Raw genomic sequence first — 26,739 nt, 5'->3', positions numbered from 1 at the left:
CGATAGGCAACAGGGGACGACCGCGGAGCGAGCGCAGCTTTCGTCAGCTCGAAAGGCACCGAAAAGACCGATCCGTGCAGCAGGCTACGGAAACGGTCCGTATTGCAGGAACCGTCGTATCCAAGGGTGGCGCTCCATCCATGCACTCATTCGGACACCGTTCTCACTCTCGGCCTGCTGACGTAATCTCCCTTCGAAGAATTCGCGCATTTTCGAAAATATTCCACTCTGTCCCCTTGGGGCATTAGTAGGCACTTTTCCGCGCGCCTTCCTGAAACGAGGGCTCAAAATACCCACGCATCAAGGATCGAGGACATTAGTGCCCAGGCCGCCACAAATAGGATCGCGTCCGTAAAGCGCGCAAGCCACTTGTGACCCTTGCGCCAAGCCAGGTACCTCCGGTTAGCATCACTTTGGGCAAGCAATATAAACTTCGCGTTTATCCGACGCCCGATTCGCCCTCGGCCCTTGCCTCTCCCGCGCAAAGGCTCGTGATCGTCCCCCTGGGAGGGGTCATCCGCCATGTTCATGCGGCGCCCTCGGGCCTGATTGAACGAACAGCGTCGAGACCGTTTCCCACCGCGATCAAAGCGCCTATTGCGATGAGGACTATCGAGGCGGCGGCAGAGTCACCCAGTGCGTACCGGTATGCCGCAAAATAGATCAACGCACCCCCGGAGAGTGTGCATACGATTGAGTACGCAACTGGCTTCAAGGCGCCGCGCAGGATCTTCGATATGAGCACCAGCACCATTAATGCCGTGGCCGAAACAAGTCCAGATTTCACCGGTGTTGAGTCTTTTGAAACACACGAAATCGCTATTCCGATCCCAACCGCCAGCGCGTAGGAAACCAGGCATCCCATCGCGGTGAACACGATTCCTGGCTTCTGTGTCTCTCTAGTCATTTCCGCCTCATATCAAACTAGCTCCTCTGCGCCACTGCTGGGCCCACCATTACTGTGCCCTCCATCTGGACCTGGGGCCGGGTTGGGCCCAGGGCCTTTCGGCGACACCTTATTGTCCGGGTTGTCGAAGTCAGTATTCGGCACATGTGAATCTTCCTCCCGCGGCTCCTCCCGCGGCTCCTCCCGCGGTTGCTCCTGGGGCTGCTCCTCCTGGGGTTGCTGCTCCCCGCCTTGCTGCGGCTGCGGCTGGGCTTCCTGCTCCCGGGGTTGCTGTTGGTGTTGTTCCGGTGCCTTCGGCTCCGGCGCCTCATCCGGCTTCGGTTCAGTCTCGCCCGAGGGACCGCCACCCCATGTCGTTAGCCATTTCCATAGGTTGTTCCATATGTCATTCCAGAAGCCATCGCGAATGATATTCAGACCAATTGCACCAAGCGTGCGCTTCAATATACTCAAGAGGCTCTTACCGAAGATGATCCCTAGGATCTCGTCGAATATCCATCCACCGACTCTTGCTGCAAACACTGCCGCCGCAGTCTCCGGAAAGAGGTAGATGACGAGGAGTGCGACTGCGGCCACGCCGATGGCCTCGGCTGCGCCTTGCCCGATGATTCCAAGCCAGCGACCTGCCCTGCCTTCGAGAAGGCTTCCACCGACGCAGCCGCCATCGTCGTGGTGGCCTAGGATGCAGAATCCCATCTTTTGGATGGACCGTGTCCCTTCGTCTGGCGAAGGGTTGCGCAGGTTGAAGTTTCTGGGGCTCTCTGGGTTGCGGTTCGGCAGGGTCTCGACATCAGCCGGCGTGGGCTTAAGGTCCGGAACCCTCGAATCGGGGGCGGTGCGGTCAGGTGAGCCGGTCGAACCAGGGGCAGTCGTCCGGTACGGGTCGGATGGCTGATCGCCAGGTGAGTCGGATTCTGATCGCTGCGCGCCCTGGGTAGGAACAATCGGTGTCCCGTTACCCTCCCCAGCAGATGGTCCCGCGTCTCCTCCGATAGCCGGACCATTGCCCGACGGTGCGCCCGGTGCGTTCGGGGTGGCCGGCTGAGTGGGCATGGTCGGTGGCGGTGTGTAGGTCGGCACCGATATGCATGGCCAGGCCGGTCCATGCTCGGCGCGCATCTGGTCACACAGCGCATCGGCGCTCGCGCGGCCGGCACCGAATCCCGACACTAGGACAGCGATCATCGCAGCGAGCAGGCCGACGCAGACGGTCACTGAGACCGCTTGCACCCTCCGGCGCCTACCTCCTGACCGACGGCCAGAGTTTCTGCTCACGCGCGATCGCCCAAGCACGTCTGGACAGACATCGTCTATCGCTGCGTCAGCATGATTGCTTCGCATCTTCACGCGCTCCTTACGAACGTGCCTGTCATCAAATGCCAGGTCATAGCAGGTGCGGCTTGCCGTAGAGGTTGAAGGTGTTGTCGTTGGCCTTAGTCGTCATGGCCACACGCACATACGCACGTACTGCCGGGCGGGCGCCCACGCACCCGGAGATCTCCACGCGGACCCCGTCGAGCCGGACACCCGCCGCCGGACCCGCGAGAGCCTTCTGTCCGAACGGGACATCGACCGACACCCCGTTCTTGAGCGTTGTCGAGATGTTCGGCATGACCTGCGCGCCTAGAACGACGGCGGGCGGATACGAGATCGACATCTGGGCAGTCGGACCAGCAGTAATCCCGACGTTCACACCGTCCATCTGCCACTGACAGGACACCTGAAACCCGGTCGAGACTACGGCCGCGTCCACTGGAACTTTGCCCGATCCCGAGATCTCCGCGGCACCACGAAGGGACAGGAATGCTTCATACGATCCATGACCGCGACTAAGCGCTGGCACGCTCCTGACCTTCTCCCCAGACTTCGATAGCTTCACTGCCCAAGCATCGTCGGAATGCTTGGACAGCGACTGATCGGCAAACGCGCGGGCGGGTCCGGCCGACGCCTCACCGCCGCCAGCAAAACCTGCAAACGCAACAAGCACCGCACCAATGACGCCAAAAACTCTCTTCACCGAGACTCCCCTTGGGGGCAGTAGTATTTCGACGTTCTAAAGCACATACAGGGCTGTGCGATGATCTTTAAAGGCCCCCGCAGCCCTGGCTGATTCCTCCCTGAACCGCCGAACTGGACAGTCTGGACGGTGCGCCCGACCTAAGTGTCGGAGCAATCGCACGGCAAATATGTGACAGGCATCATATTTCGAATCCAACGGAAGCCGGTGGGGCGTCTTGCTACTCAATGAACCGCAAACTGCGCCCCAACTACTAGCGGTTCTCAATCAGCGCTAGCCTGGCCTAGCCTAGGCTAGCGGGGTTCGCGGACACAGCGTCGTTCCCGAACGCGCGCAGCGGGCACAGCTCGAAGACACTCGGCGACTGAGGGCCCACTATCCCGCGTCGACGATCGGAACCGTGTCCGGATCGGCGACGGGTCGTGGACAATAGCGATGTTTGGACGATCGATGGTCACATATCTACCCGATGGAGTTGCCACCGCGATTGAGAGTCCTCCTCGCGATACGCACGAGATCGGCTGCCGGGCCGCGGAGTTCGCGGGGCGGCCGCCAGACGGCGCGCAGCGAACGAGTCAGGTCGAGACCGTCGACGTCCACGGTCCGCACGGTGCCCGACCGAGCATCGCCGGCGATCGCGAGGGTGCTCAAGACGGCGGGGCCGACGCCCGCAGCCACGGAGGTGCGGATCGCGGCGCTGCTGCCGAGCTCCAGCAGGGGATCGGCCTGCGCATAGCCGGACAGGGCATCGTCGAGTGTCGTCCGGGTGCCCGAGCCCGGCTCCCTGACGAGGAGGGGAGTCGAGGCGAGCTCTTCCGCGGTCACCGTCCGTCGCCGCCTCGTCCAGGGATGATCGGGCGGGACCACCAGGACGAGACGGTCGCGGGCGACAACGGTGCTGCACAGGTTGGACGGGACCGTCGGTGACTCGACGAAGCCGAGGTCGCACGCGTCGTTCGCGAGCGAGACGAACACGGTTGACGAGTTCTGCACGCGCAGGTGGACGGTGACTTCGGGGAACCGGCCGCGGAACTCGCCGAGCCACCGGGGGAGCAGATGCTCGGCGACGGTCATCGACGCGCCGACCGTGAGCTCGGCGGTGTGGTCGGTGTGCAGGCCGGAAGCGACGTCGAGCAGCCGTGTCGCGTCATCGAGGGTGCGCCGCGCCCAGTGCACGAGAACGGTGCCCTGGGGAGTGAGCGTCGAGCCGGCGGTCGCGCGCTTGAGCAACGGGACTCCGAGCTGTCGCTCCAGACGGCCGATCGATCGGCTCGCATTCGGCTGCGCGATGCCCGACGCACGCGCCGCTGCACTCAGGCTGCCGTGATCGTCGACGCCGACAAGCAGCTCGAGCGCGCCGAGGTCGAGTGATCGCGGGTCCATGCGTTGACCTTAACCTGCACGGATGCACTCCGGATATGGCACATCCATATCACTGCGATATGTCTCCATATCCAGATGTCGGGTTCCTGTCCGTGGGCGAGGGGTCGACGCTGGATGCATGACAATTCTCCGAGCGCCGGTGTCCGGCGCCGCACCGGGCCTCGCGTTCGCCGCTGTCGGCACTGCCGTCGCGGTAGCGGTGAACACGCTCGTGCCCGCGGTGAGTCCGCTACTGATCGCGATCGTCCTCGGAGCGATCTGCGCCAACGCGGTGCCACTGCCTGCCGCGACCCGTCCCGGATTGGCGATCGTCTCCAAGACGGTGCTGCGGATCGGTGTCGCGCTGCTGGGGCTGCAGTTGGTACTGGGCGACATCCTCGGTCTGGGGTTCGGTGTGATCGCGATGGTCGTCGTGATCGTGGCAGGCGGAATCGCGGGCACGCTGTGGATCGGCAAGCTGCTCGGTATCGGATACACGCAGCGGCTGCTCATCGCGTGCGGCAGTTCGATCTGCGGAGCGGCAGCCGTCGCCGCCGTGGACGGTGTGGTCGACGCCGACGAGGAGGAGGTGGCGGCCGCGATCGGATGCGTCGTGGTTTTCGGAACCGTGATGATTCCGACGGTGCCGTTCCTTGCACACGTGTTCGGGATGTCCGAACTCGACGCCGGGGAGTGGGCGGGCGGATCAATACACGAGGTCGCCCAGGTTGTCGCCGCGGGTGGCATGATCGGCTCAAGCGCACTCGGGGTCGCGGTCGTCGTTAAACTGGCGCGCGTGGTGCTGCTGGCCCCGGTGCTCGCGGTGATCAGCATCCGGCAGCGATCGGCGGTCGGCGACGGCGGGAAGCGGCCGCCATTGGTTCCGCTGTTCGTTCTCGGATTCCTCGCGCTCGTCGTCGCACGATCAGTCGACGTGGTTCCTGAACCGGTACTCGACCTAGGCCAGCACATCCAGGTGATCGCCCTGACTGGCGCCATGTTCGCGCTCGGCACCGGCGTTCGACTCTCGTTGTTCCGAACCGTCGGCTCGCGCCCGTTCATCCTGGCGTCGTGTGCGACGGTGCTCGTCGGTGCCCTCGGTCTGGGTGGCGCGCTCATCGTCGGGTGACTCCAAGCGCGATGAAGTAAGCGACAATTCCGCCGATGCGTAATTGTCGGACTCTGTTGCTAGTCTGCAGTCAGAAGGTAAGAACAGGTCCTGACCAGTGGCATCGATGGATTAGAGGGGGGTGGTTTCGGTGAGTGAGTCAATATCCGACGACGTTCTCCCGGAGTCGCCTGTCGCTCTGCTGAAGTTGATGAACGCGGCCGCCGCGAAGCTGAACGACGTCTCGTTCACCTCAGCGGCGGCCGGGGATCTGCTCGTTGCGGCGGAGACCAACGAGCAGATGCGCGCTCGTGTGGAGGCGGCGACGACGGGTCTGATGATCGAACTGTCGGATCGTTTCGCGTTCCAGGCTCAGGGCTATATGACGGTGCAGAAGTATCTGACCAATGGGCTGCGGTTGGGAGTGCGTGAGGCGAATGCGCGGATCGCGTTGATGTTCGCGACGGGCGAGTTTCGGTCGGTGGTCGGTGATCGGCTTTCGGCGCGTAATCCGGCGGCTGCGAGGGCTTTGCGTGATGGTGTGATCAATCGTGGGCATGTCGCCGAGATCTCCGCGGTGATCGACAAGATTCCCGCCCGGGTCGACCCCGACACGGTCGCTGCCGCTGAAGCGCAACTGGCTGAAGTTGCTCGGACGCTCTCCCCGGAGGGGGTTCGCACGGCTGGGCGGCGTCTGCTCGGCCATCTCGACCCTGATGGGGAGCTGACCGATGATGCCGATCGTCGACGGACTCGGGGGTTCACGCTGGGGCCGCAAGATGCGCGGCTGATGTCGACGTTGCGGGCGTCGATCACTCCGGCGTTGCGGGCCAAACTCGATGTGGTGCTTGGCGCGTGGGCCGCGCCCGGGATGAACAACCCGGAGGACCCGGAGTCGCCGCATGGCGCTGTGGATCGGGGCGATCTGGATGAGGCCGTCCTGATCGCGGCGCGCGACCGCGACACTCGTACGACGGCGCAGCGCAATCATGATGCGCTGGCCGCGATGGTCGATTTCGTCCTCGGTCACGGCGCGTTGGGGCGCCCGGATCGGCTGCCGGCCGAGCTGGTGGTGACGGTTACTGATCAGGAGTTGGCCGCCGACGCCGGGGTCGCGTTGACCGCGACCGGCGCGCACATCCCGGTGAAAGAGCTCGTCGAGTTGGCTGCTCATGCGGTGCCGCGTCTGGCGGTGTTCAAGAACGCCACGTCGGAGGTGTTGTATCTCGGGCGTGGTCGGCGGTTCGCGTCGAAGGCGCAGCGGTTGGAGATGTTCGTCCGCGACCGTGGGTGCACCGCTCCCGGTTGCAATGTTCCGTTCTCGCGCACCGAAGCCCACCATGTGGTGCGGTGGGAGAACGGTGGTCGCACTGACCTGGTGAACCTCGGCGCCGCGTGTGGCAGACACAACCGCGCGGAAGGTGTCGGTCCCGGTAAATGGGAGACGGCCATCGTCGCCGACAGGGGAGTCAATGTCGGTCGGGTCGGGTGGCGGCCGTCTGGAAGCGCTCGCGGTTGGCAGGTCAATCCGATCCATCACATCGGGCAGTGTCCGGGTCTGCTTCCGCACGGTCCGCCCCGCGGGGCGAGTTCGGCCGTGGAGACCCTGCTCTCCCGCCTCCTCTCCGCCGCCTGAGCCGGCGTTCCCTCGACCAGCTGGGGCGAGCGCCGGGCACAGGTGCGCGGGCGGATACGCCTATGCGCGCCAGCCGTCGACGGCTGCGGTCGCCGCCCGCGCAGGGTCAGCTGCTGACGGCCAATGCCCGCCGAGCATGAGCAACGCCATTCCGTGTACCTGTGACCACAGCGATGCCACGATCGTCTCCGGATCCTCGGCGCGGAACACACCCGCTTCGACTGCACGACGAACGCCTGTCGCAAGTGGTCTGATGGACCGCGGCGACTTCCAGTAACTCGTCGTCCGGTTCGATTCCCGCTGCTCGGCGCGGGACCCCATCTTCCCAAGTGGAGGGGATTCGTCAAGCGCTTCGCGGACAAGAACGCGGTCGGGCTCTGGCATGAGACCTATGTGATCGGCGCACATGAGACCATCGGCAGCGGTATGCGTCCTGAGAGCTTGCCGAAGCTGTCGGCTGGCAGCCGGTCGGCCCGGGTGCAGCGACGTCGTCCCAGCGCATGGCGGTGTGAGTGCGGATCTTCCCGGCTGTGCCGTCACGCGATCGGCAGGTCGCCTTCGGCGTCGCGGAGGAAGTCGCCGCTGACCTTCAGCGCGGGCGTCGAGCTGTCGCCGCCGACGACCAGAGTCGCGAACGCGAGATCGTCGACGATGCCTGCGAACCAGCCATGCGAATGCTTGTTGTCGCCGAATTCAGCGGTCCCCGTTTTGCCGCCGAGCCCCGGAATGTCGCGCAGACTCGTCGCCGTCCCCGACATGACCGCTTCCCGCATCGCCGATCGGATCGGGGTCGCGACGTTGGCGGGAATCGTGGCGCGCTCGGTGTTCGACCCGGTGCGCAGCCCGTCGATCAGCGTGGGAGTCACCGTCTTCCGGCCCGCCAACGACGCCTCGACGACCGCCATCCCGAAGGGCGACGCCGTGACCGCCCCCTGCCCGATACCGCTCTCAACCTTCTTCGCCGGAGTGTCGGCCGTCGGCACCTTTCCGGTGATCGTCGTCAGACCCGGCACCGTGTAGTCGACGCCCAGGCCGAAGGTGCGGGCGGTGTCGGCGAGATCAGTGTCGCCGAGCCTCGTCGACAACCCGGCCATCGTCGTATTGCACGAGCGAGCGAATGCGGTGTGCAACGGGACGGTGCCGAGATCGAACTCGTCCTCGTTCGGGATCTTCCGATCGCCGAACGTCTGCGTCCCGGGACAGGCGAGCCGGGCGTTCGCCGTGGTCACCCCCGCTTTCAAGGCGCTCGCCGTCGTGATCGTCTTGAACGTCGACCCCGGCGCGTACAGGCCGGTCAATGCGATCGGTCCGTCCTCGTCGGCCGCGGAATTCTGGGCCACAGCCAGGATCCCGCCCGTCGACGGCCGGATCGCGACGATCATCGCGGGACGCTTCTCTTCAGCGACGGCGTCGTTCGCCGCCTGCGTAAGCGCGACGTCCAGCGTGGTGCGCACCGGAGCCGGAGTCCTACCGGGGAACTTCTGGACATCGCTCGTAGGCTCGCCGTCGGCGTTCACCACGGTGACGGCGGCGCCCGCCGCTGCGTCGACCACCGTCCGCCAATGCTCTTCGAGGCCGCTCGTCGCAGGCGACCGCAGATTCTTCTCCGCGGTCAACAACCGCCCCTCGGTACGCGTCGTCACACCGTCGATGCGCTCGAGCGAACCGACCCGTTTCGCATCCGCTGCACGCAGCGCGACGACTGTCTGCGGACCCTGCTTCCCGCGAAGCCCGGCACGGATCGACGACGCGGACACCTCCGGTGCGACCGCCTTCAGCTTCCCCGCCAGCGCAGACGCCGATTCGGCCGACTCCGATTTCCCGGCGTCGAGCGACACGACCGTCACCGTCTGCCAGGTGAGGAGCGGACGGTTCTGTCGATCCGTCACCGGAGTGTCGAAACTCTTCTGGTCGCTTTCCCGCTGGGGGCCGCCCGCTTGGAGAGGCGGGGGGTTGTGGGTCGGCGACCCCGTCACGTGGTCGCCCGACGTCTCGACTGGCGTCCGGTAGGTGACCGTGCGGTCCTTCGGGAGCGTCCATGTCCACGTGAACTCGGTGTCGTCGTCGTTCACCGAGACGTCCGCGGTGGCCTCGCCCATCCCGTCGAACGTGTCGGTGAACGCCTTCCTTGCGGTAGGTCCCTCGGTCGTGGATTCGGCCGCCGCGACCGGATCGTGGCCGGTCAACGCGCCGGCCAGCCTCTCGGCGGGTGACTCATCGGATCCGCAGGCGACGCCGAAGCTTGCTATGAGCGCCGCGACCGTCGCCGCGGCGATGCTTCGCGTTGTGATCAGCACGGTCGCCCGCGTTCGATGACGACGGCCCGGATGTGTCGAAGCATGTCCATGCCCCGAATCTAACCTGTCGGCGAGTTCGTTGACGTGTCGCACACCACACCCTACGATATGACATCAATCAGAAAATGTATGACGTAAAGGGGAATGTGATGAGATTGGGAAGCCGTGCTGTCGTGCTCGGAGGAAGCGTTGCGGGAATGTGCGCGGCCGGTGCCGCCGCCGAGTACTTCGACGAAGTACTCGTCCTGGAACGCGATGTGATCCCCGAGGACGCCGAGCACCGCCGCGGTGTGCCGCAGAGCAAACATCCGCACTTCCTGCTCAACTCCGGCCGCCGCGCGATGGACCGGATCTTCCCCGGATTCGAGGACGCGCTCATCGAGGCGGGCGCACTGCACATGATGCCGTCGCAGGCCGCGGCTCACTGCGAGGGCGCCGGCTGGGTTCCGCGCGGGGAAAGCACCATGTCGATGGTCTACTCGTCACGGCTCCTCATCGAGCGGACGCTCCGGGCCAAGCTCGCCGACGTGTCGAACGTCGAGATCGAGGAGGGCGTGGCCGTCGTCGGACTCGAGACCGTCGGGGGCGGCTCCGACGCCGGACGGGTCACCGGCGTCTGGGTCACTGGACGCGAGACCGGATCGAGCCGAGACCTGGTGGACGCGGACCTCGTCATCGACACCCTCGGCCGCGGATCACAGGTCTCCAAGTGGCTGACCAAGGCAGGCTGGTCCGAAACGCCGATCCAGTCGTTGGACGCGGGCGTCACCTATACGTCGCGCTGGTACCAGAAGCCAGCCGACCTGCCCGACTGGTGGTGGTGGGCGCAGATGTCGGTGATGCCCACGGCCGAGACCCGACCGCATCCGCCCGAGCACGATTTCCTCTGCCAGATCTTCCCGATCGAAGGGGATCGCGTCCTGGTGACGATGGGTTCGTGGGGCCATCCGATGCCGCGCGAGGAGGAGGAATTCGTCGAGACCGTCCACAAACTGCGGGCGCCGGCGTTCGGCCAGGCCGTCGACCTGTGCGAGCCGATCTCGGACGTGTTCGTCACGAAGTCGACGGGGAACCGTCGCAGGCGGTACGACGAGCTGGAGAACCCGCCCGCCGGCCTCGTCGTGATCGGCGACGCCATCTGCGGATTCAATCCGTTCTACGCACAGGGTATGAGCTCGGCGAGCAAGTGTGCGGTGCTGCTGGCCGATCACCTGCAGAGCGCGTCGGCGGTGGACGGAGCGTTCACCAAGAACTACTTCGCGGCCCAGCGATCGCTGCTCGACGACATTTGGACGCTCGCCCTGGCCCGCGACCAGGGTTACGCGAATGCGGAGGGTACGGAGCTCGCTCCGCAGTGGCGGCAGCGGCTCGCGTTCCGCGGGGCATGGCCGATCTTCAACCACATCTCGGCGACAGTCCGCGAGGACGCGAAGGTCGAAGAGCACTTCACCGCGGTGTTCAACCTCGACGAGTCGGTCACCGACATGGTCAAGAGCCCACGCGTCCTGTTCGGGCTCGCCCGGCACGGTGTGAAACGACTGTTCGGCCGGACCCGACTGCCAATGGGCTTCGACTGCGAACTCCCCCCGCCGTCGGACATCTGGCGCGACGGCGTCCCGACGCCGGGCGGCCGCGCCCAAGTCATTCCGCGCGGCGTCGACCCGCGCAGCCTGGCGCGGGCGTAGGGGGCGACGATGGCCGTCTGCGATCCGGACACTCCGGCATTCGTCATCACCCGGTATCTCGGTTTCGTCTGCGAGGACGCGAACCCGATCGTAACCCTGCGCAATCCGCTCGATCTCGCGAACTGGACGCTGCCGATCCTCGAACTCCTGATCGTCGTCGGCGCGATCCTCGCGCTCGTGCACGCCGTGCGCAGGCTTCGCCGCGACGGCGACCCGACGAACCTCGCACTGTGGTTCGGGTCGCTGGTCTACCTGTTCATCATCGAACCGCCGCTGTACTTTCCGGAATGGTTCGGCATGCAGGACGCGATGGGGTTCATGTTCGCCCACAACGTCTTCACCGTCGACCTCATGTACGACAGGCTGCCGCTCTACATCGTGTGCTTCTATCCGGCGATGAGTCAGGTGGCCTACGAGATCGTCCGCGCCCTCGGCTTCTTCGATGGCGGTAAATGGTCGGCGCTGCGCGGTTCGGTGGTGTTCGGTCTCGTCTACCAGGTGTTCTACGAGATCTTCGACCAGCTCGGACCGCAACTGAAATGGTGGGCGTGGAACGTCGACGAGCCGTTCTACGGCGCGCAGCCCGACGTCCTCGGGAATCCGTCGGCCGTCCCGCTGTTCGAATCGGTCCCGTGGAGCAGCGCGTGGCTGTTCGCGACCGTCTCTTTCGCGGTCCTGACGTTCATGTGTGTCGTTCTGGTGAAGAATCCGACGACCCAGGGTCGTTCGATTAGGGGCTGGTCGCTCACCTGGCGGATCGTCGTCGCAGGTGCGGTCGCGGTGGTGTCCATGCCGCTGCTGTCGATCACCACTGCGGTCTTCGGGCGGGGCGACGGAGCGAACCTGACCGCGCAGACAGTGGTGTTCGCGATCCAAGTGTTCGGTGTCTGGGTGATCGGACTGGCTCTGCTCGCGTGGAAACTGCGTCGTCTGCCTGCGACGTCGGCCCGACCGGCACGCGAGGCCGCGCCGTTCCTACGCTTCTTCCCCTGGCTGTTCCTCGGCGTGCACGCGGTCCTCTGGATCGTCGTGCTGCCGTCGTACTTCGGGGCCGTAGATGGCGTGACCGGCTCCGACGCCTCGCCGGAGTCAGGGACGCCGACCGGCAGCCTCCCGTACGTGATCGGCTGCTATGTGATCGCGATCGGGGTTCTGACCCTCGCCGTTCGACGCGGCAGAGCCGAGCGTGTCGAGTCCGCAGAGTCCGATTCGGCGTCGGACGAGACGGCGACGACCGTGTGAGAACATGGCCGATGTGAGGACTCGTGGTTGGCAGGGGGATCTGCCGCAGAGCGCCGATGAGGCCCGTGATCGGATCCTTCAAGCGGCCACCCGTTGTGTCGAACGGTTCGGGTTGCGAAAGACGCGTCTGGGCGACGTCGCCGAAGAGGCAGGCGTCACCCGGCAGACCGTCTACCGCTACTTCTCCTCGGTGCACGACATGCTCGCGGCTGTCGCCGCGGCCGGGGCCGGCGACTTCCTCGACCGGATGGGCGAGGAACTGGGGTGGGTGGAGACCGTCGACGACGCGATCACCGAGACGATCCTCTACTGCCTGCGCCGACTCCCGGAGGAGCCCGCCCTCGGGCTCATGCTCCGCGAAGGCGAAGGGGAGTTGTTCACGCGGGAGGCCACGTCGTCGGGAGCCGTCGCACTCGGTGCGGAGATGCTGCGCCGACTGAACGTCGACTGGAACGGCGAAGGCTACGACAGCACCGCCATGGAGGGGCTGGCCGAACTCGTCATGCGGATCTGGTTGAGCTTCCAGCTCTACCCGAACCATCCACCCAGGTCCGACGACGAGTTGCGGACGTTCATCCGGACCTGGGTGTGCCGGTAGGCAGCTCGACAACAGAGTTGAGGCTGCGCCGTCGGCGAACTACGGTCGGTGAGTTATTCGAAGTCGGCACCGACGTTCGGGGGCGACGCCGCGAGGAGCGCGTTCTCGTCGTCGCTGAAGGTGCGTGAACGCGAGAGGAAGCGAACGCCCTCTGGGGCTTCCAACGAGAAGCCCGCACCACGCCCGGGAACGACGTCGAGAATCAGCTGGGTGTGCTTCCACAACTCGAACTGGTCGCCGTTGATCCAGACACGGACCTCGGGGAGCGGATCGGGGAGACCGATCGTGCCGACCAGCACGTCGCGTTGCCCGATCCGGTACTCGCCGACCGGATAACACATGGGCGCCGACCCGTCACAGCATCCGCCCGACTGGTGGATCATCAGACCGCCGTGCAGTTCGGAGAGCTTCGTGAGGAGTTCGACGGCGGACTCCGTCGCCGTCACCCGATCCGGGGTCTCAGACATGACCGTTGTCCTTTCACCATCAGTGTTGTGTTCGAGGTTAGGCGCTCGACCCGGCTCGACAGCGGGTTGGTACTCGCCCGGGCCGGGGTCGCCGGCCCGGGCGAGGTCTATGGGGGCTTAGAAGAAGCCCTTGGCGCTCTGTGCGTAACCGACCAGCAGGTTCTTGGTCTGCTGGTAGTGGCCGAGCATCATCAGGTGGTTCTCGCGGCCGACACCGGACTGCTTGTATCCGCCGAAGGCGGCGTGCGCCGGGTAGTCGTGGTAGGTGTTCGTCCACACACGGCCCGCTTGGATGTCGCGACCGGCCCGGTAGGCGACGGCGCCGTTACGGCTCCACACGCCCGCGCCGAGACCGTACAGGGTGTCGTTGGCGATCGAGATCGCCTCGTCGTAGTCGGAGAACGATGCGACCGACAGGACGGGGCCGAAGATCTCCTCCTGGAACACCCGCATGTTGTTGCTTCCTGCGAACACGGTCGGCTGAATGTAGAAGCCGCCCGACAGGTCGCCGCCCAGGTCGGCGGGCTCGCCGCCGGTGAGGACCTTCGCGCCCTCCTCCTTGCCGATCGCGAGGTAGGAGCGGATCTTCTCCCACTGGTCGCTCGAGGCCTGCGCGCCCATCATCGTGTCGGTGTCGAGCGGGTTGCCCTGCTTGATCGAGGCGACGCGTGCGACAGCCTTCTCCATGAAGTCGTCGTACATGCCCTTCTGAACGAGGGCACGGCTCGGACACGTGCAGACCTCGCCCTGGTTGAGGGCGAACATCGAGAAGCCCTCCAACGCGCGGTCGAGGAAACCGTCGTCGGACGACATCACGTCGTCGAAGAAGATGTTCGGGCTCTTGCCGCCCAGCTCGAGGGTGACGGGGATCAGGTTCTCGCTCGCGTACTGCATGATCAGGCGGCCCGTGGTGGTCTCACCGGTGAACGCGATCTTGCGAATCCGGTTGCTCGACGCCAGCGGCTTGCCGGCCTCCACACCGAAACCGTTCACGATGTTGAGGACACCGTCCGGCAGCAGATCGGAGATGAGGCTCACCAGGTAGAGGATCGACGACGGTGTCTGCTCGGCAGGCTTCATGACGATGGCGTTGCCCGCTGCGAGCGCAGGCGCCAGCTTCCACGTCGCCATCAGGATCGGGAAGTTCCACGGGATGATCTGTCCGACGACACCGAGCGGCTCGTGGAAGTGGTAGGCGACCGTGTCCTTGTCGATCTCCGAGATGCCGCCTTCCTGGGCGCGGATGGCGCCCGCGAAGTAGCGGAAATGGTCGACGGCGAGCGGAATGTCGGCGGCGAGCGTTTCACGGACCGCCTTGCCGTTCTCCCACGACTCGGCGACCGCGATCTTCTCGAGGTTCTCTTCGATGCGGTCGGCGATCTTATTGAGGATCACCGCGCGCTCGGCGACCGACGTCTTGCCCCACGCGGGCGCTGCGGCGTGTGCGGCGTCGAGCGCGAGATCGATGTCCTCAGCGGTCGAACGAGCGACCTCACAGAACGTCTGGCCGTCGACCGGAGACGGATTCTCGAAGTACTGGCCCTTCACGGGTGGCGTCCACTTGCCGCCGATCCAGTTGTCGTAGCGGGACTCGAAACTCATGACCGAACCGGTGGTACCGGGCTTCGCGTAGACAGTCATCGCTGACTCCTTCTCATGTCACTTTGCAGGACGGTTAGTGATGTGAGGCACACAGTAGGCTCGAGATGGTTGCAGTGACGTTGCAACGCCGTAACTGACGGCAGGGCGATCACTCACGGAAGACTCAGGTGACATGGCCTAGCATCGACGCGATGCCTACTCCGACTACAGCGCGCGCTCGGACGTACGCGATCATCGCGGCTGTGGCCGGGACGATCGCGATCGCAGCAGCGGTAGCTACACCGTTCCTGCCGGTCACCCAGCACGATGCGGCCATTGACTGGCCGACCGGACAACAACTCGACTCCGCGAACGGGTCGATCGTCGCCCCGTTAGCCACGCAAACGCCCGCAGGGCTCGATGTGACGATCGGGCGCGACACGCTCATGCAGGACGAGTCGACGACGATCGTCTCGACCATGCCGTCGTCAGCCGAAGGGTTCCGCGACAACGCGCTCGCGATTACCGCCTCGCCCCGTGGCGCTTCGGTCGTCGTCCGCGGCGTCGAGGTCGCGTCGGCCACCCGCGGTGAGCTCGCAGACGTCGACCGTCTGCATGTGTGGACCGACGGCCCGACGGTGTTCGCGCAGTTCGTCGGTCTCGGACCAGCCGCCACGGATGAGGACGCGCAGAAGCCGCTCGTCGCAGGCGTGTTCACCGGGCTCGACGCGGCGCAGGTCGGAGCCGCACAGCAGTCGGGTCTCGCCGTGCACGTCGACGTCGACAACCGGTTCGATCTGACGCCGACGATCCTCAAGTGGCTCGCCCTGGTCGTCGGCGTGATCGCCGCCGCGATCGCGTTGTTCGCGGCGTACCGACTCGATGTGCTCGGCGGCTATCGCCACCGGTTCGCTCCCAAAGGTCGTTGGCGACTCCTGATCCCGCGCACTGCGGACATCCTGGTGACGGCCGCGCTCGTCGTCTGGCATTTCCTCGGAGCCGGATCGTCCGACGACGGCTACATCCTGACGATGGGTCGCAACGCCGACGACGCCGGATTCCTCGGCTCCTATTATCGCTGGTTCAACGTGCCCGAAGCGCCGTTCGACTGGTACTACTCGTTCCTCGGCCACTGGGCCGAGATCTCGACCGCGACCGTGTGGATGCGGCTGCCCGCACTCGTCGCGGGCCTGGTGTCGTGGTTCATCCTGTCCCGTGTCCTCCTGCCGCGTCTCGGCGTCGCGCTGCGCCGCTCCCACCTCGCAGTCCTCACCGCGGCGGCAGTGTTCGTGGCATTTTGGATGCCGTTCGCGAGCGGGCTGCGCAGTGAGACCGTCATCATCCTAGGTTCGCTCCTCACCTGGTGGATGGTCGAGCGCACCGTCGCAACGCGTCAACTCCTGCCCGCGGCGCTCGCCGCCCTGTTCGCCGGCCTGACGATGGCCGTCGCACCGCACGGGATCATCGCGCTCGCCGTCCTCATCGCGGGCAGCAGGCCCATGCTGCGGGCGGTGCGCGCCCGCCGCCGCGACGTCGGACTGGTGGCGCTCGCGGCACCGGTCGGCGCCGCGTTCGCGTTCGTCGTGCTGATCGTCTTCCGTCAGCAGACCATCGCGACCGTCGCCGAAGCCATCCGCGTCCGGTACACGGTCGGGCCGACCGCCACCTGGTACCAGGAACTGCTGCGCTACTACTTCCTGACGCTCTCGCACGACGACGGGGCCCTCGCCCGCCGTCTGCCCGTCCTGATCTTGGTCCTCGCGCTGCTCGCGACGCTCGCTGTGCTGTTGCGGCGCAAGCACATCCCGGGCATTGCACGCGGTCCCGTCTGGCGGCTGGTCGGAGCCACCCTGCTGACCGTCCTGCTCCTGTCGTTCACGCCGACCAAGTGGACCGTCCAGTTCGGCGTCTTCACCGGACTCGGCTCCGCTCTCGCCGCCGTCGTGGTCGTCGTGATGGCGCAGCAGGCGCGTCGCAGCGCCCGCGACTTCTGGATCTACCTCGCTGCGTTGATGCTCGCGTGCGCCGGGGCGACGGCCGGAGCCAATGCGTGGGGCTGGGGTTTCGACCTCGGCATCTCGTGGTCGGACAAGATCCCCAGCCTGGCCGGGCAGCCGCTCCCGACGATCATCCTGGTCCTCACTGGAATCTGCTTCCTCGCCGCGATCTGGTGCCATGTGCGTCCGCCCCGCCCCGTGGCGGAGCGGTCCGGCTGGCGTGCCGCGATGCGGTCGGCGCCCATGCTGATCATCGTCGTCGCGCTGCTGCTCGCCGAGTTCGCGCTGTTCGCGCGGGCCGCCGTCGCCCGCTCGGACACGTACACCCACCTGTCCGCCGACCTGCGTTCACTCACCGGCGACACGTGCGGCATGGCCGACGACGTCCTCGTCGAGCCCGACTCGAACGCGGGCATGCTCACGCCGATCGGCACCGACAGCGCGTCGAAGGCGCTGGCCGGCGATGCGCGCGGATTCTCCCCCGACGGTGTCGCCGACGACCTGGTCCCCGAGAACATCGGGATCGGCGCGGGCACCATTCATACCGGGCGCAAGGTCTCGCGGTCGTTCTCGGTGACCCTCGGAACGCCCGGCACCACCGGTGGGCGCGGCCCGACGACCGTCAACGGGTCGACCGCCGCCCTGCCGTTCGGCCTGAATCCGGCGACCACACCGGTCCTCGGCAGTTACGGCTACGACGACGGCACCGCGACGTTGACGTCATCGTGGTACCGACTGCCCGCGCGTGACGTCTCGCCGCTCCTGGTGATCTCGGCTGCCGGATCGATCCACTCGATCGACGAGGACGACGCGAGTCGTCCCGGGCGGTCGCTGATCGTCGAGTTCGGCCGGGCAGGCGCCGGGAACGAGTTCCAGACCATCTCGCAGGTGATCCCGATCGACCCCGACTGGGGAGCGAACCGCCCGTGGCGCAACCTGCGGATCCCGATGGCTGATGTGCCGAAGGACGCGACCGCGATGCGGATCGTCGCCGACGACTCCAACGTCAATCCCGACGAGTGGCTGGCGATCACCCCGCCGCGCGCACCGCGACTGAAGACGCTCGACACGGTCGTCGGCCACGAGCAGCCGGTGCTCCTGGACCTGTCGGTCGGCGCCCAGTTCCCGTGCCAGCAGCCGATGACCGCGCACCGTGGCGTGTTCGACGTACCTGCCTGGCAGATTGCGCCCGACCAGATCACCGCCGGGTCGAAGTCGAAGTCGTGGCAGCACATCTCGGGCGGCGGCATCGAGGGAGTCGTCGACGCGGTCACCACGCCGTCCACCGCCTCCACCTATCTGGAGAACGACTGGCATCAGGACTGGGGCGCGTTGATCAAACTGACGCCGTTGATGCCCGACGCACCGCAAGCGCACGTGAGCACCGATACCAGCACCGGCTGGGGCTGGCACCGGACCGGACCGATCAGGGCGGTGGAGCCGAGTGAGTGAGCGGCCGGAACCTATGAGCGAAGTGGAGAACGTGGACACGCCGCAGGAGGACGTTGCCGCCGGGTCGACCGGACCTGGCGCGCGCACCGTGAAGATCGCGAAGATCGTTGCGGTCGTGGCGGGTGCGCTCGGCGCGCTGCTCGCCGTGATCGCCCCGATCCTGCCGGTCTCGTACACGCAGACCGAGCTGAAGTGGCCGCAGGCCACCGAACAGGGCGCGTCGCCGGTCGTGCAGAGTGTCGCCGCACCCAACGTCTCGTACGTGCCGGTCGACATGGACCTCGCCGTGCCGTGCCGTCTGGCCGCCGACCTCCCGAAGGACGGTGGCGTCCTCCTGTCGACCGTGCCCGCGCCCGGTGAGGACGCGGGGACCGTCGGCCTGTTCGTGCGCGCGACCGCCGATCGGATCCTGGTGACCCAGCGCAACGCAGTGGTCCTGAATGTGCCGCGCACCGACGCGCAGCGGTCCGCCGACTGCCGCATCGTCGTGCACGCCGACACCGACGGCACCCGCGGCGCCGTGGAAGGGCTCGCCGACGCGAACTCGCAGACGACGTTCGACGTGCCCGACCCGAACTCGCGTCCGCAGATCATCGGCGTCTACACCGACCTGCCGAAGACGGCGGCGACCGACGGTCTGAGCTTCCACTCGACCGTCGACACCCGATTCATCTCGAGCCCGACGACATTGAAGGGCGCGCTGCTGATCCTCGGCGTCCTGCTGACGATCGCGTCGATCGTCGCGCTCGCGGTCCTCGACGCCCGGGACGGCAAGAAGCTGCGCCGCATGTTGGCGCGCGGCTGGTGGCGTCCCCGTGTCCCGGATGTGCTGGTGACCGCCGTGCTCATCGTCTGGTTGTTCATCGGCGGCAACACAGCCGACGACGGATACCAGGTGACGGTGGGGCGGATCGCTCCCGGCGCAGGCTATCTCGACAACTACTATCGGTATTTCGGTGTGCCGCAGGATCCGTTCGGTTGGCACTACCAATACCTCTCGCTGTGGATGCAGGTCAGCACCTCGGTGCCGTGGCTGCGTCTCCTGCCGCTGCTGTTCGGCCTCGCCGGATGGTTCCTGATCAGCCGGTTCGCCCTGCCTCGGTTGGGCCGCGCGGTCCGCACGTCGCACGCCGCGTACTGGGCTGCCGCCCTCGCGTTCCTCGCCGTCTGGCTGCCGTTCAACAACGGTCTGCGCGTGGAGCCCGCCATCACCGTCGGTGTGCTCGCGACCTGGATCCTCGTCGAACGCGGAATCGCGACGGGCCGCCTCGTGCCATGGGCGCTGGCGATCATCGCCGCGGCGTTGACGTTGACGATCCACCCGGTCGGGGCGATCGCCGCCGTCGCGTTGCTCGCCGGACTGCGTCCGCTCATCGCGCGTCTGCGGACGCGCAGCGGCCGTGACGGGTGGCTGCCGATGCTGGTGCCGCTCCTCGCGTCCGGACTGGCGGTCCTCTACGAGATCTTCGCGGACCAGACGATCGCGTCGATCATGGAAGGCGTCCGCGTCCAGGGCATCGTCGGTCCCACCAACAAATGGTGGAACGAAGGCATGCGCTACTACGTGCTGCTCAATCCGACTCCGGACGGTTCCATCGCGCGCCGTATCGGCATCTTCGTGACGATCCTCGCGGTCTTGCTCATCGTCCTCGTCCTACTGAGCAGACGACGGGTGCCCGGCGTCCCCAGTTCGCCGCTGTGGCGGCTGGTCGCCGTCACCGCGGGCGCCGTCGTCGTCCTGGCGTTCGTCCCGACGAAGGCGACCCACCAGTTGGGCGCCATCGCGTGTCTGACGGGGGTTCTCGCGGCCGCCGCGACCGCGATGGTGCGGCCCGCGGTGCTGACCCGTCGCTGCAATCGGACGTTCTTCGCCGCCGCGGCCGCGTACGCGCTCGCCGTCGCCTTCGCCGGACGAAACCAGTGGTGGTACGTCGGCAGTTACGGGATCCCGTGGGCCGACGACACCCCGCACATCGGCGGCGTCGGCCTGTTCTGGCCGATCCTGGCGGTCGCGGTCGCGATCACGCTGCTGGGCGTGTGGCAGTACTACCGCGACGACCAGCTCGACCAGAGCGGAAAGGCTCCGGTCCCGGCGAACACCGGTCTCATCGGCCGGATGCCGACGTACTCGTTGTCGATCGTGTGCGCCGTCGTCCTGCTCTTCACGTTCGCCTCGTTCGCGAAGGCCGCGCGAAGCGACTCGTGGACGTGGACCAGTTCGAACATCGACTCGTTCCGGGGCAAGCCGTGTGCCCTCGCCGAGGACGTGCTCGTCGAAGCAGACCCGAACGAGGGCCTGCTCGTGCCTGCCAACGTCACGGGGCAACGTGACGTCGGTGTCGGAGCCGCGCTGGCCGGCGAGTCCGAGGGCTTCGCCCCGGACGGTGTGTCAGCTCATCTGGACGCCGACGCCGAGAACTCCGACTCCGGCTCCGACGACGATGACGACTCGAGTGGAGCGATCCAGCAGTCGAGCGACGAGGACGCCGACGATTCGTCGACGAACGCCGGATCGGGCGACACCGGGGGCGGCACCGTCGGCACCCGCGGCGTCAACGGTTCGGCCGTGAAGCTGCCGTTCGGACTCGATCAGAAGCGGGTGCCCGTGCTCGGCACCTACGGAGCCCCGGACGGTCGTGGGCACTTGACGTCCGACTGGTACGGCCTGCCCGAACGCAGTGAGGACGCACCGCTGGTGACCATGTCGGTCGCCGGACAGATCGAGTACATCGACGACTTGAACGTGCTCAACAGCGGACAGAAGGTCCGCCTCGAGTTCGGTCGAGTTGGCCGTGACGGGGCCGTCACGCCGGTCGCGTCGATGACGCCGTTGGATGCGGGCGGCGCCCCCGAATGGCGCAATCTGCGCTTCCCGTTGAAGGACGCACCGCCACGCGCCACCGTGGTGCGAATCGTCGCCGACGACGTCTCGCCCGCCCCGAACCAGTGGGTGGCCGTCACACCGCCGCGGGTCACGAACTTGACGACGGTGAACTCTCTCGTCGGCAGCGAGGCTCCCGTCCTCCTCGACTGGGAAGTGGCGTTGGCGTTCCCGTGCCAGCGTCCGGCCGCGGCCGTCGACGGCGTTCTCGAAGTCCCGGAATGGCGGATCACGCCGGATGCAGAGGGCGAACGCGTCAACTCGCAGCGGTGGATGGCCGGCGACTACGGGGGTCCGCTCGGCATCACACAGAACTCGCTGCGGTCCATCACCAAGCCCGGCTATCTGCGCAACGCGTGGGCCGAGGACTGGGGGTCTCTGCGCCGTCTGGTCCCGCTCGTCCCGCAGGTCACCGCCGAACTCGAGGTCAGCGAAACCAAGCACAACGGCCTGTGGACGCCCGGCCCGATGCGCCCGTACAAGAACTCGAACTGACCCTCAGACGCCGAAACGGCGGTTGAGCAGCCGGACCCGGCCCGCGGCTATCGCGGCGTCCGGGTGTCCGGACGGCAGCGCGCGGTGCAGTGTCGTCCACGCCTGGAAATCGTCGTGGCCGTGGGGCGACGACGCCCAGGCCTGCAGCGTCGCGACATCCCGGCTGGCGAAGACAGCCGATCGGAGGTCCTCCCGGATCTCGTCGAACGCGTCGATGATGCCCGGCGCCAGCGAGTCCGCGAGCAGTCCGCCTCGACCCAGCGTGGAGACGGCGGCCCGCAGGTCGCCCGTCATGATGTTCTGGCGCACGTCCGTGACGTCGGAGGAGACGTCGCCGGTGAGCCGGTAGGGGCGGGAGGCGACCGCGTCGCCGACCTCGCGGCGCAGTCGGGAGATCTCGGCGCGGACGGTGACCGAGCCGAGGTCGTCGTCCGACAGCAGGTCGGCGAGGCGGTCGGTCGACAGGCCTTCGGGATGAAGATGGAGCAGCAGCAGGATCTCGGCGTGCCGCGGCGACAGGACGTGCCGTCGTCCGCCGGGCGCGCACCACGTCGGCTCTCCCGCCAACACCGTCAACCGGGAGTCGAGCGAACAGTCCAGCATCGCTTCAGGGGATAGGTCGACAGCGGTCGACCGGAGTTCGCGTTCGACCGCGGCCACCACCGACCGGACGGCGGCGAGCGCGAACGGCGCTGCGGCCGCGGCCCCGCCGGTCACGTCGATCGCGCCGATCACCTCGCCGGTCAGCGGGTCGTGGACGGGCGCGGCCGCACAGTTCCACTTCTGGACGGGACTCGCATAATGCTCGGGACCGATGATCTGGACGCCGCGGTCCAGACTGAGCGCGAGCCCAGGAGCGTTTGTCCCGACCTGATCCTCACTCCACACCGTGCCTTCGACGAAGTTGATCTTGGCGGCCTTGCCGCGCGTCGACCGGTCGCCGTCTACCCAGAGGAGACGGCCCCGGCGATCAGTGAGTGCGACGACGACTCCCGCGTCAGCCACGTCGTCGAGCATGAGTGAGGTGATTAGGGGCCGCACCTGCGCGAGACGGTGCGCCGCCCGATACTCGGAGAAGTCGTTGTCGGACATGTCGTCCGGCGTCACATCAGGGTCGTCTCCGACGCCGCGGCTCCGCGACCGGACCCATGATTCCTGGACCATGGAACGCACTGCTCCCTCGGATGGAGTCACACCCGACAGGAACTGTTCGTAAGCACGTTTCACCCGGGTAACGGTCGCCTTGCCATCCGACATCGCATCCTCCGGTCGCACTCTGCCCTTGATTGTGCCAAATGATCAGTGATCGGCGTCACGAAGCGTCTGCTACCCCTGACAGACGTCACGGGCAAGACGTGACATCTGCGCGAGGCGTCATGGTCGCCGGAGCGGAATCGTAGATGTCATGAACCACGTACCAGCCATCGAAGTCGCACAATTGACCAAGCGTTTCCGCGGACCGAAAGGCTCTGTGGTCGACGCGGTGAAGGGGATCGACCTCACGATCCGTCCCGGCGAGATCGTTGCGTTCCTCGGCCCGAACGGCGCCGGGAAGACGACGACGATCGACATGATCCTGGGCCTCACGTCGCCCGATGCAGGTGACGTCCGCGTGTTCGGCCGGCCAGCCCGCGAAGCCGCACGTGCCGGGCGGGTCGCCGCCGTCATGCAGACGGGCGGACTGATGGACGACTTCACGGTCGCCGAGACCGTCGGGGTCGTCGCGTCGCTGCACGATCGATCCGCTGACATCGATGCGGTGATGGTGCGTGCGGACATCGCCGACATCGCCGACCGCAAGGTGTCGCGGTGCTCCGGCGGCGAACAGCAACGCCTCAAGTTCGCGCTCGCGCTGCTGCCCGATCCGGACCTGATCGTTCTCGATGAGCCGACGGCGGGCATGGACGTCGAGTCGCGACGTACGTTCTGGGCGGCGATGCGCGCCGATGCGCGGCATGGTCGGACCGTCGTGTTCGCCACCCACTACCTGGAGGAGGCGGACGCGTTCGCCGACCGGATCGTGATGATCGCGGGCGGTCGGATCGTCGCAGACGGGTCGACCGCCGAGATCCGCACGCGTGCGAGTCGTCGCGTCGTGTCCGCGGTGCTCGACGACGGTGCGATCCCGGATCTGCGGCGAGTGTTTACCGACCTGGAGGTGCGTGAACGGCGCGGCGGCCGCCTCTACCTGTCGTCGCCCGACTCCGACTGCCTCGCCCGCCATCTGCTGACCAGCACGGACGCGCGGGACGTCGAGATCGCGGCGCACAACCTTGAAGACGCGTTCGTCACCCTGACTGCCACCGCCTGACTCGACCTGGCCTCCTACCCGCCTCACTTCTTACCCGCCTCACTTCATCGAAGGAACCTGACATGTCTGTTCTCACTGGCGCGGCCATTGCGCCGACCTACCTGAAGTTCGACGTCCGCCGCGTACTACGGAACCGTCGCGCGATGATCTTCACCATCGCCATGCCCGCCCTGCTCTACCTGGTCTTCGGCGCTACTCAATCGAGTGAGGACAGTGTCGGCGACGGCAACGTCGCGTTCTACGTTCTCGTCGGCATGGCCGTCTATGGCGCGATCTTGGCTGCGGCGTCCAATGCGGCGGCGGTCGCCATCGAACAGCAGGCCGGCTGGACGCGCACCCTCATGATGACGCCCCTCAAACCCTCCGGGTACGTGTCGACGAAGATCGCGCTCGCGCTCGTGATGAGCGCATTGCCCGTCGTGGTGCTCGCGATAGTCGGCGCGATCAGCGGCGCGAGCGCTCCGATCTGGGTGTGGGTCGCTTGCCTCGGCATCGGCTGGCTCGGGTCGGCGTCGTTCGCGGCGCTCGGTCTCGCACTCGGCAGTGTCCTCAAGTCCGACGGCGCGATGCAGGCTCTCGGCGGCGTCCTCGCGTTGCTCGCGTTCGCGGGCAACGTGTTCGTCCCGCTCAGCGGTGCGATGCTGCGGATCGCCGAGTTCACGCCGATGTTCGGCGTGGTCTCGCTGGCTCGCTACCCGCTCGACGACGGCATGACCGTGTACGGGACGCAGATCCCGGTGTGGGTGATGGTCGCGAACATCGTTTTCTGGGCCGGGGCGTTCGCCGTCGCGGCGGCGTTCTTCTACTCTCGCAGTAGCGCGCGCCAGTAGAAGAAACCGCCAGTCGAAGAACCTGAGTTGAAGGATCACCGATGAGTCCGCTCCTGTCCCGCGATCGGATCGTGACGTTCTTCGACGACGATCGGATGCCGTGGCGGCAGTGGCGTTGGGTGTTCGGAGCCGTCTGGATGATCTTTCTGGTCTATCCGGTGGTCTCGGTGGCGCAGTCGGACAACACGACGTTCGTGAAGGCGCTCGGACTCGTCGATCTCGGAGTCTTCGCGACCGTCTACCTCGTGGCGTGCATGCTGCTGATGGATGCGGTGCCGAGCGCCGACGCCGACCATGACGCGGTCCGGTGGACTGTCTCCGGTGTTCTGGTCGTTCTCGCGTGCCTGCTGTTCCCGATCATTCACGAAGAGACCTTCGCGCTGGCGGGCTTCCTCATGGCGGTCGTGTCGTTCATCGCGCCCCGCCGGGTGCAGGTCGCCGCCATCTTCGCGCTGATCGCAGCGTCGTACCTGGTGCCGCGACTGCTCGGGTGGGACGTCGACTTCGGGGTGATCGCGATCATGGTGGCGATCGGTATGACGATGATCGCGATCCGTGCGGTCAGCGAACGCGAACGCGACCGGGAACAGAGCGTGGAGCGTCAACGCGAGCTCAACGCGGAACTCGCGGTGGTCGCCGAACGGGAGAGCGTTGCGCGCGACGTCCACGACATCCTCGGCCATTCGTTGACCGTCATCTCGGTGAAGAGCGAACTCGCCTCCCGGCTCATCGACCTCGACCCGGAGCGCGCGAAAGCGGAGATCGCAGAGGTCAACGCGCTGTCGAGGGAGGCGCTCGCCGAAGTGCGTTCGACGGTCGGACGGTTGCGGACACCGGAACTGCCGAGCGGTCTCGCGTCGGCGGCCAGCGCATTGGCCGCGGCGGGGATCGTCGCGGACCTCCCCGACCCGGCCGATGCCCGGACGCCGCACGCCACGCTGTTCGCCTGGGTGCTGCGCGAAGCGGTCACGAACATCGTCCGCCATAGTGGGGCGTCGTCGTGCCGGGTGCGGGTGGGCTGCGACGAGATCACCGTGGCCGACGACGGAACGGGTTCGGCGATGCTCGCATTCGGAAACGGTCTGCGCGGGTTGTCCGAACGGGTCGCCGACGCGGGTGGGGAACTTCGGGTCGAGTCCGACGAGCACGGGACGCTCGTCACCGTGACTATGGTCACCGCGACAGTCCGCGCCACTACTGTTCGTGACCGTGTCGGGCGTGAACACGACGGGGCCGCTCATGATGGGATGAACCGGTGAGTGAGACGATCCGGCTGCTGTTGGCCGACGACCAAGCGCTGGTCCGCGGTGCGCTAGCCGCACTCCTCGATCTCGAATCGGATCTGCAGGTGGTGGCCCAGGTCGGGCGCGGCGACGAGGTCGTCGACGCGGCGCGGGACTGCGGTGCGCACGTCTGTCTGCTCGATATTGAGATGCCGGGTATCGACGGCATCGATGCGGCCGCGCAGGTGTCCGCGACGCTGCCCGGCGTGCGATCGTTGATCGTGACGACGTTCGGTAGGCCCGGCTATCTGAGGCGTGCCATCGACGCCGGCGCCTCGGGGTTCGTTGTGAAGGACACGCCTGCCGCCGAACTCGCCGACGCCGTCCGCCGCGTCCACGCCGGGCTGCGCGTCATCGATCCGACCCTCGCGACTGAGAGCCTGACGAGTGGGGAGAACCCGTTGACGCGCAGGGAGTCGGACGTGCTGACCGAAGCGCTGTCCGGCGGCACGGTCGCCGCGATCGCCGCCCAGGTCCATCTGTCGCACGGCACCGTCCGCAACCACCTGTCGTCGGCGATCGGGAAGACGGGTACGTCGACGCGCGCCGAGGCCGCCCGGGTCGCCCACGAGCGAGGCTGGATCTGATCG

General features: G+C 66.7%; 20 protein-coding genes and 1 pseudogene. 12 read left to right on the top strand and 9 right to left on the bottom strand.

Translation table 11 applies throughout. From position 1 onward, the window contains the following. Positions 1–526: 526 nt before the first annotated feature. From L5G33_RS10175 to L5G33_RS10160, 4 genes are all read right to left on the bottom strand, one after another. A complete protein-coding gene (locus L5G33_RS10175; RefSeq protein WP_236998059.1) occupies positions 527–907 on the bottom strand; it encodes a hypothetical protein in 381 nt (126 codons plus the stop codon). Between the two features lie 12 nt (positions 908–919). After that, positions 920–1,603 (bottom strand): hypothetical protein, encoded by a 684-nt coding sequence (locus tag L5G33_RS10170; RefSeq protein ID WP_236998058.1) that lies wholly within the window; start codon positions 1,601–1,603, stop codon positions 920–922. 688 nt (positions 1,604–2,291) lie between these two features. Then, complete coding sequence (locus L5G33_RS10165; protein WP_308191565.1) at positions 2,292–2,786, bottom strand: MspA family porin; 495 nt, start codon at positions 2,784–2,786, stop codon at positions 2,292–2,294. 600 nt (positions 2,787–3,386) lie between these two features. Continuing rightward, positions 3,387–4,307, bottom strand: coding sequence for a LysR family transcriptional regulator (locus L5G33_RS10160; protein WP_236998057.1), 921 nt, complete (start codon positions 4,305–4,307; stop codon positions 3,387–3,389). 118 nt (positions 4,308–4,425) lie between these two features. Here L5G33_RS10160 and L5G33_RS10155 point away from each other — a divergent pair, with 118 nt between their 5' ends. Both L5G33_RS10155 and L5G33_RS10150 read left to right on the top strand, forming a co-directional pair. Then, positions 4,426–5,415 (top strand): YeiH family protein, encoded by a 990-nt coding sequence (locus L5G33_RS10155; protein WP_236998056.1) that lies wholly within the window; start codon positions 4,426–4,428, stop codon positions 5,413–5,415. 130 nt (positions 5,416–5,545) lie between these two features. After that, entirely contained in the window at positions 5,546–7,030 is a 1,485-nt protein-coding gene (locus tag L5G33_RS10150) for an HNH endonuclease signature motif containing protein (RefSeq protein ID WP_236998055.1), read from the top strand. A gap of 60 nt (positions 7,031–7,090) precedes the next feature. On the opposite strand, the gene L5G33_RS10145 is transcribed toward L5G33_RS10150, so the two are convergent. Beyond that, positions 7,091–7,351 carry a TetR-like C-terminal domain-containing protein gene (locus L5G33_RS10145; RefSeq protein WP_236998054.1) on the bottom strand — a complete coding sequence of 87 codons (261 nt, stop codon included), beginning with the start codon at positions 7,349–7,351 and terminating at the stop codon, positions 7,091–7,093. Between L5G33_RS10145 and L5G33_RS10140 the strand changes: the two are divergent. After that, positions 7,331–7,408 (top strand): annotated as a pseudogene (locus L5G33_RS10140) (hypothetical protein); the annotation flags it as partial. The gene L5G33_RS10145 and the pseudogene L5G33_RS10140 overlap by 21 nt on opposite strands. A gap of 158 nt (positions 7,409–7,566) precedes the next feature. Here the strand turns inward: L5G33_RS10140 and L5G33_RS10135 are convergent. Beyond that, complete coding sequence (locus tag L5G33_RS10135) at positions 7,567–9,324, bottom strand: penicillin-binding transpeptidase domain-containing protein (protein ID WP_265742789.1); 1,758 nt, start codon at positions 9,322–9,324, stop codon at positions 7,567–7,569. A 152-nt stretch (positions 9,325–9,476) separates the two neighbouring features. Between L5G33_RS10135 and L5G33_RS10130 the strand changes: the two genes are divergently transcribed. The 3 genes from L5G33_RS10130 to L5G33_RS10120 are packed head-to-tail and all read left to right on the top strand — an operon-like array spanning position 9,477 to position 12,852. Further along, positions 9,477–11,012 (top strand): NAD(P)/FAD-dependent oxidoreductase, encoded by a 1,536-nt coding sequence (locus L5G33_RS10130; RefSeq protein WP_236998052.1) that lies wholly within the window; start codon positions 9,477–9,479, stop codon positions 11,010–11,012. A 9-nt stretch (positions 11,013–11,021) separates the two neighbouring features. Continuing rightward, the gene (locus L5G33_RS10125; RefSeq protein ID WP_236998051.1) at positions 11,022–12,254 is read left to right on the top strand and encodes a hypothetical protein; all 1,233 of its coding nucleotides are present in this window, start codon (positions 11,022–11,024) and stop codon (positions 12,252–12,254) included. 13 nt (positions 12,255–12,267) lie between these two features. Next, a complete protein-coding gene (locus tag L5G33_RS10120) occupies positions 12,268–12,852 on the top strand; it encodes a TetR/AcrR family transcriptional regulator (RefSeq protein WP_236998050.1) in 585 nt (194 codons plus the stop codon). Positions 12,853–12,905: 53 nt separating this feature from the next. Here L5G33_RS10120 and L5G33_RS10115 read toward each other — a convergent pair whose 3' ends face one another. Beyond that, complete coding sequence (locus L5G33_RS10115) at positions 12,906–13,319, bottom strand: DUF779 domain-containing protein (RefSeq protein ID WP_236998049.1); 414 nt, start codon at positions 13,317–13,319, stop codon at positions 12,906–12,908. Positions 13,320–13,436: 117 nt separating this feature from the next. Beyond that, on the bottom strand, positions 13,437–14,960 hold the full coding sequence (exaC, locus tag L5G33_RS10110; protein WP_236998048.1) for an acetaldehyde dehydrogenase ExaC: 1,524 nt from the start codon (positions 14,958–14,960) through the stop codon (positions 13,437–13,439). A gap of 152 nt (positions 14,961–15,112) precedes the next feature. Between exaC and L5G33_RS10105 the strand changes: the two genes are divergently transcribed. Continuing rightward, on the top strand, positions 15,113–18,349 hold the full coding sequence (locus tag L5G33_RS10105; RefSeq protein ID WP_236998047.1) for an arabinosyltransferase domain-containing protein: 3,237 nt from the start codon (positions 15,113–15,115) through the stop codon (positions 18,347–18,349). Positions 18,350–18,362: 13 nt separating this feature from the next. After that, complete coding sequence (locus tag L5G33_RS10100; RefSeq protein ID WP_236998046.1) at positions 18,363–21,725, top strand: arabinosyltransferase domain-containing protein; 3,363 nt, start codon at positions 18,363–18,365, stop codon at positions 21,723–21,725. Positions 21,726–21,728: 3 nt separating this feature from the next. On the opposite strand, the gene L5G33_RS10095 is transcribed toward L5G33_RS10100, so the two are convergent. Continuing rightward, positions 21,729–22,982, bottom strand: a complete 1,254-nt coding sequence (locus L5G33_RS10095) for a sigma-54-dependent transcriptional regulator family protein (protein WP_236998045.1) — start codon at positions 22,980–22,982, stop codon at positions 21,729–21,731. A gap of 148 nt (positions 22,983–23,130) precedes the next feature. On the opposite strand from L5G33_RS10095, the gene L5G33_RS10090 reads away from it, so the two are divergent. From L5G33_RS10090 to L5G33_RS10075, 4 genes are all read left to right on the top strand, one after another. Continuing rightward, positions 23,131–24,036, top strand: a complete 906-nt coding sequence (locus tag L5G33_RS10090; protein WP_236998044.1) for an ABC transporter ATP-binding protein — start codon at positions 23,131–23,133, stop codon at positions 24,034–24,036. A gap of 62 nt (positions 24,037–24,098) precedes the next feature. Next, positions 24,099–24,866: an ABC transporter permease gene (locus L5G33_RS10085; RefSeq protein WP_236998043.1), complete on the top strand. Its 768-nt coding sequence runs from the start codon at positions 24,099–24,101 to the stop codon at positions 24,864–24,866. Positions 24,867–24,907: 41 nt separating this feature from the next. Then, entirely contained in the window at positions 24,908–26,125 is a 1,218-nt protein-coding gene (locus L5G33_RS10080; RefSeq protein WP_236998042.1) for a sensor histidine kinase, read from the top strand. After that, positions 26,122–26,736 (top strand): response regulator transcription factor, encoded by a 615-nt coding sequence (locus tag L5G33_RS10075; RefSeq protein WP_236998041.1) that lies wholly within the window; start codon positions 26,122–26,124, stop codon positions 26,734–26,736. The genes L5G33_RS10080 and L5G33_RS10075 overlap by 4 nt, the downstream gene beginning before the upstream one ends. Positions 26,737–26,739 lie beyond the last annotated feature (3 nt).

It is taken from the genome of Gordonia liuliyuniae, assembly GCF_021738805.1.
Classification (GTDB): Bacteria; Actinomycetota; Actinomycetes; order Mycobacteriales; family Mycobacteriaceae; genus Gordonia; species Gordonia liuliyuniae.
The sequence above is the reverse complement of the archived record's forward strand: the minus strand, read 5'-3'. Positions and strand labels throughout refer to the sequence as shown.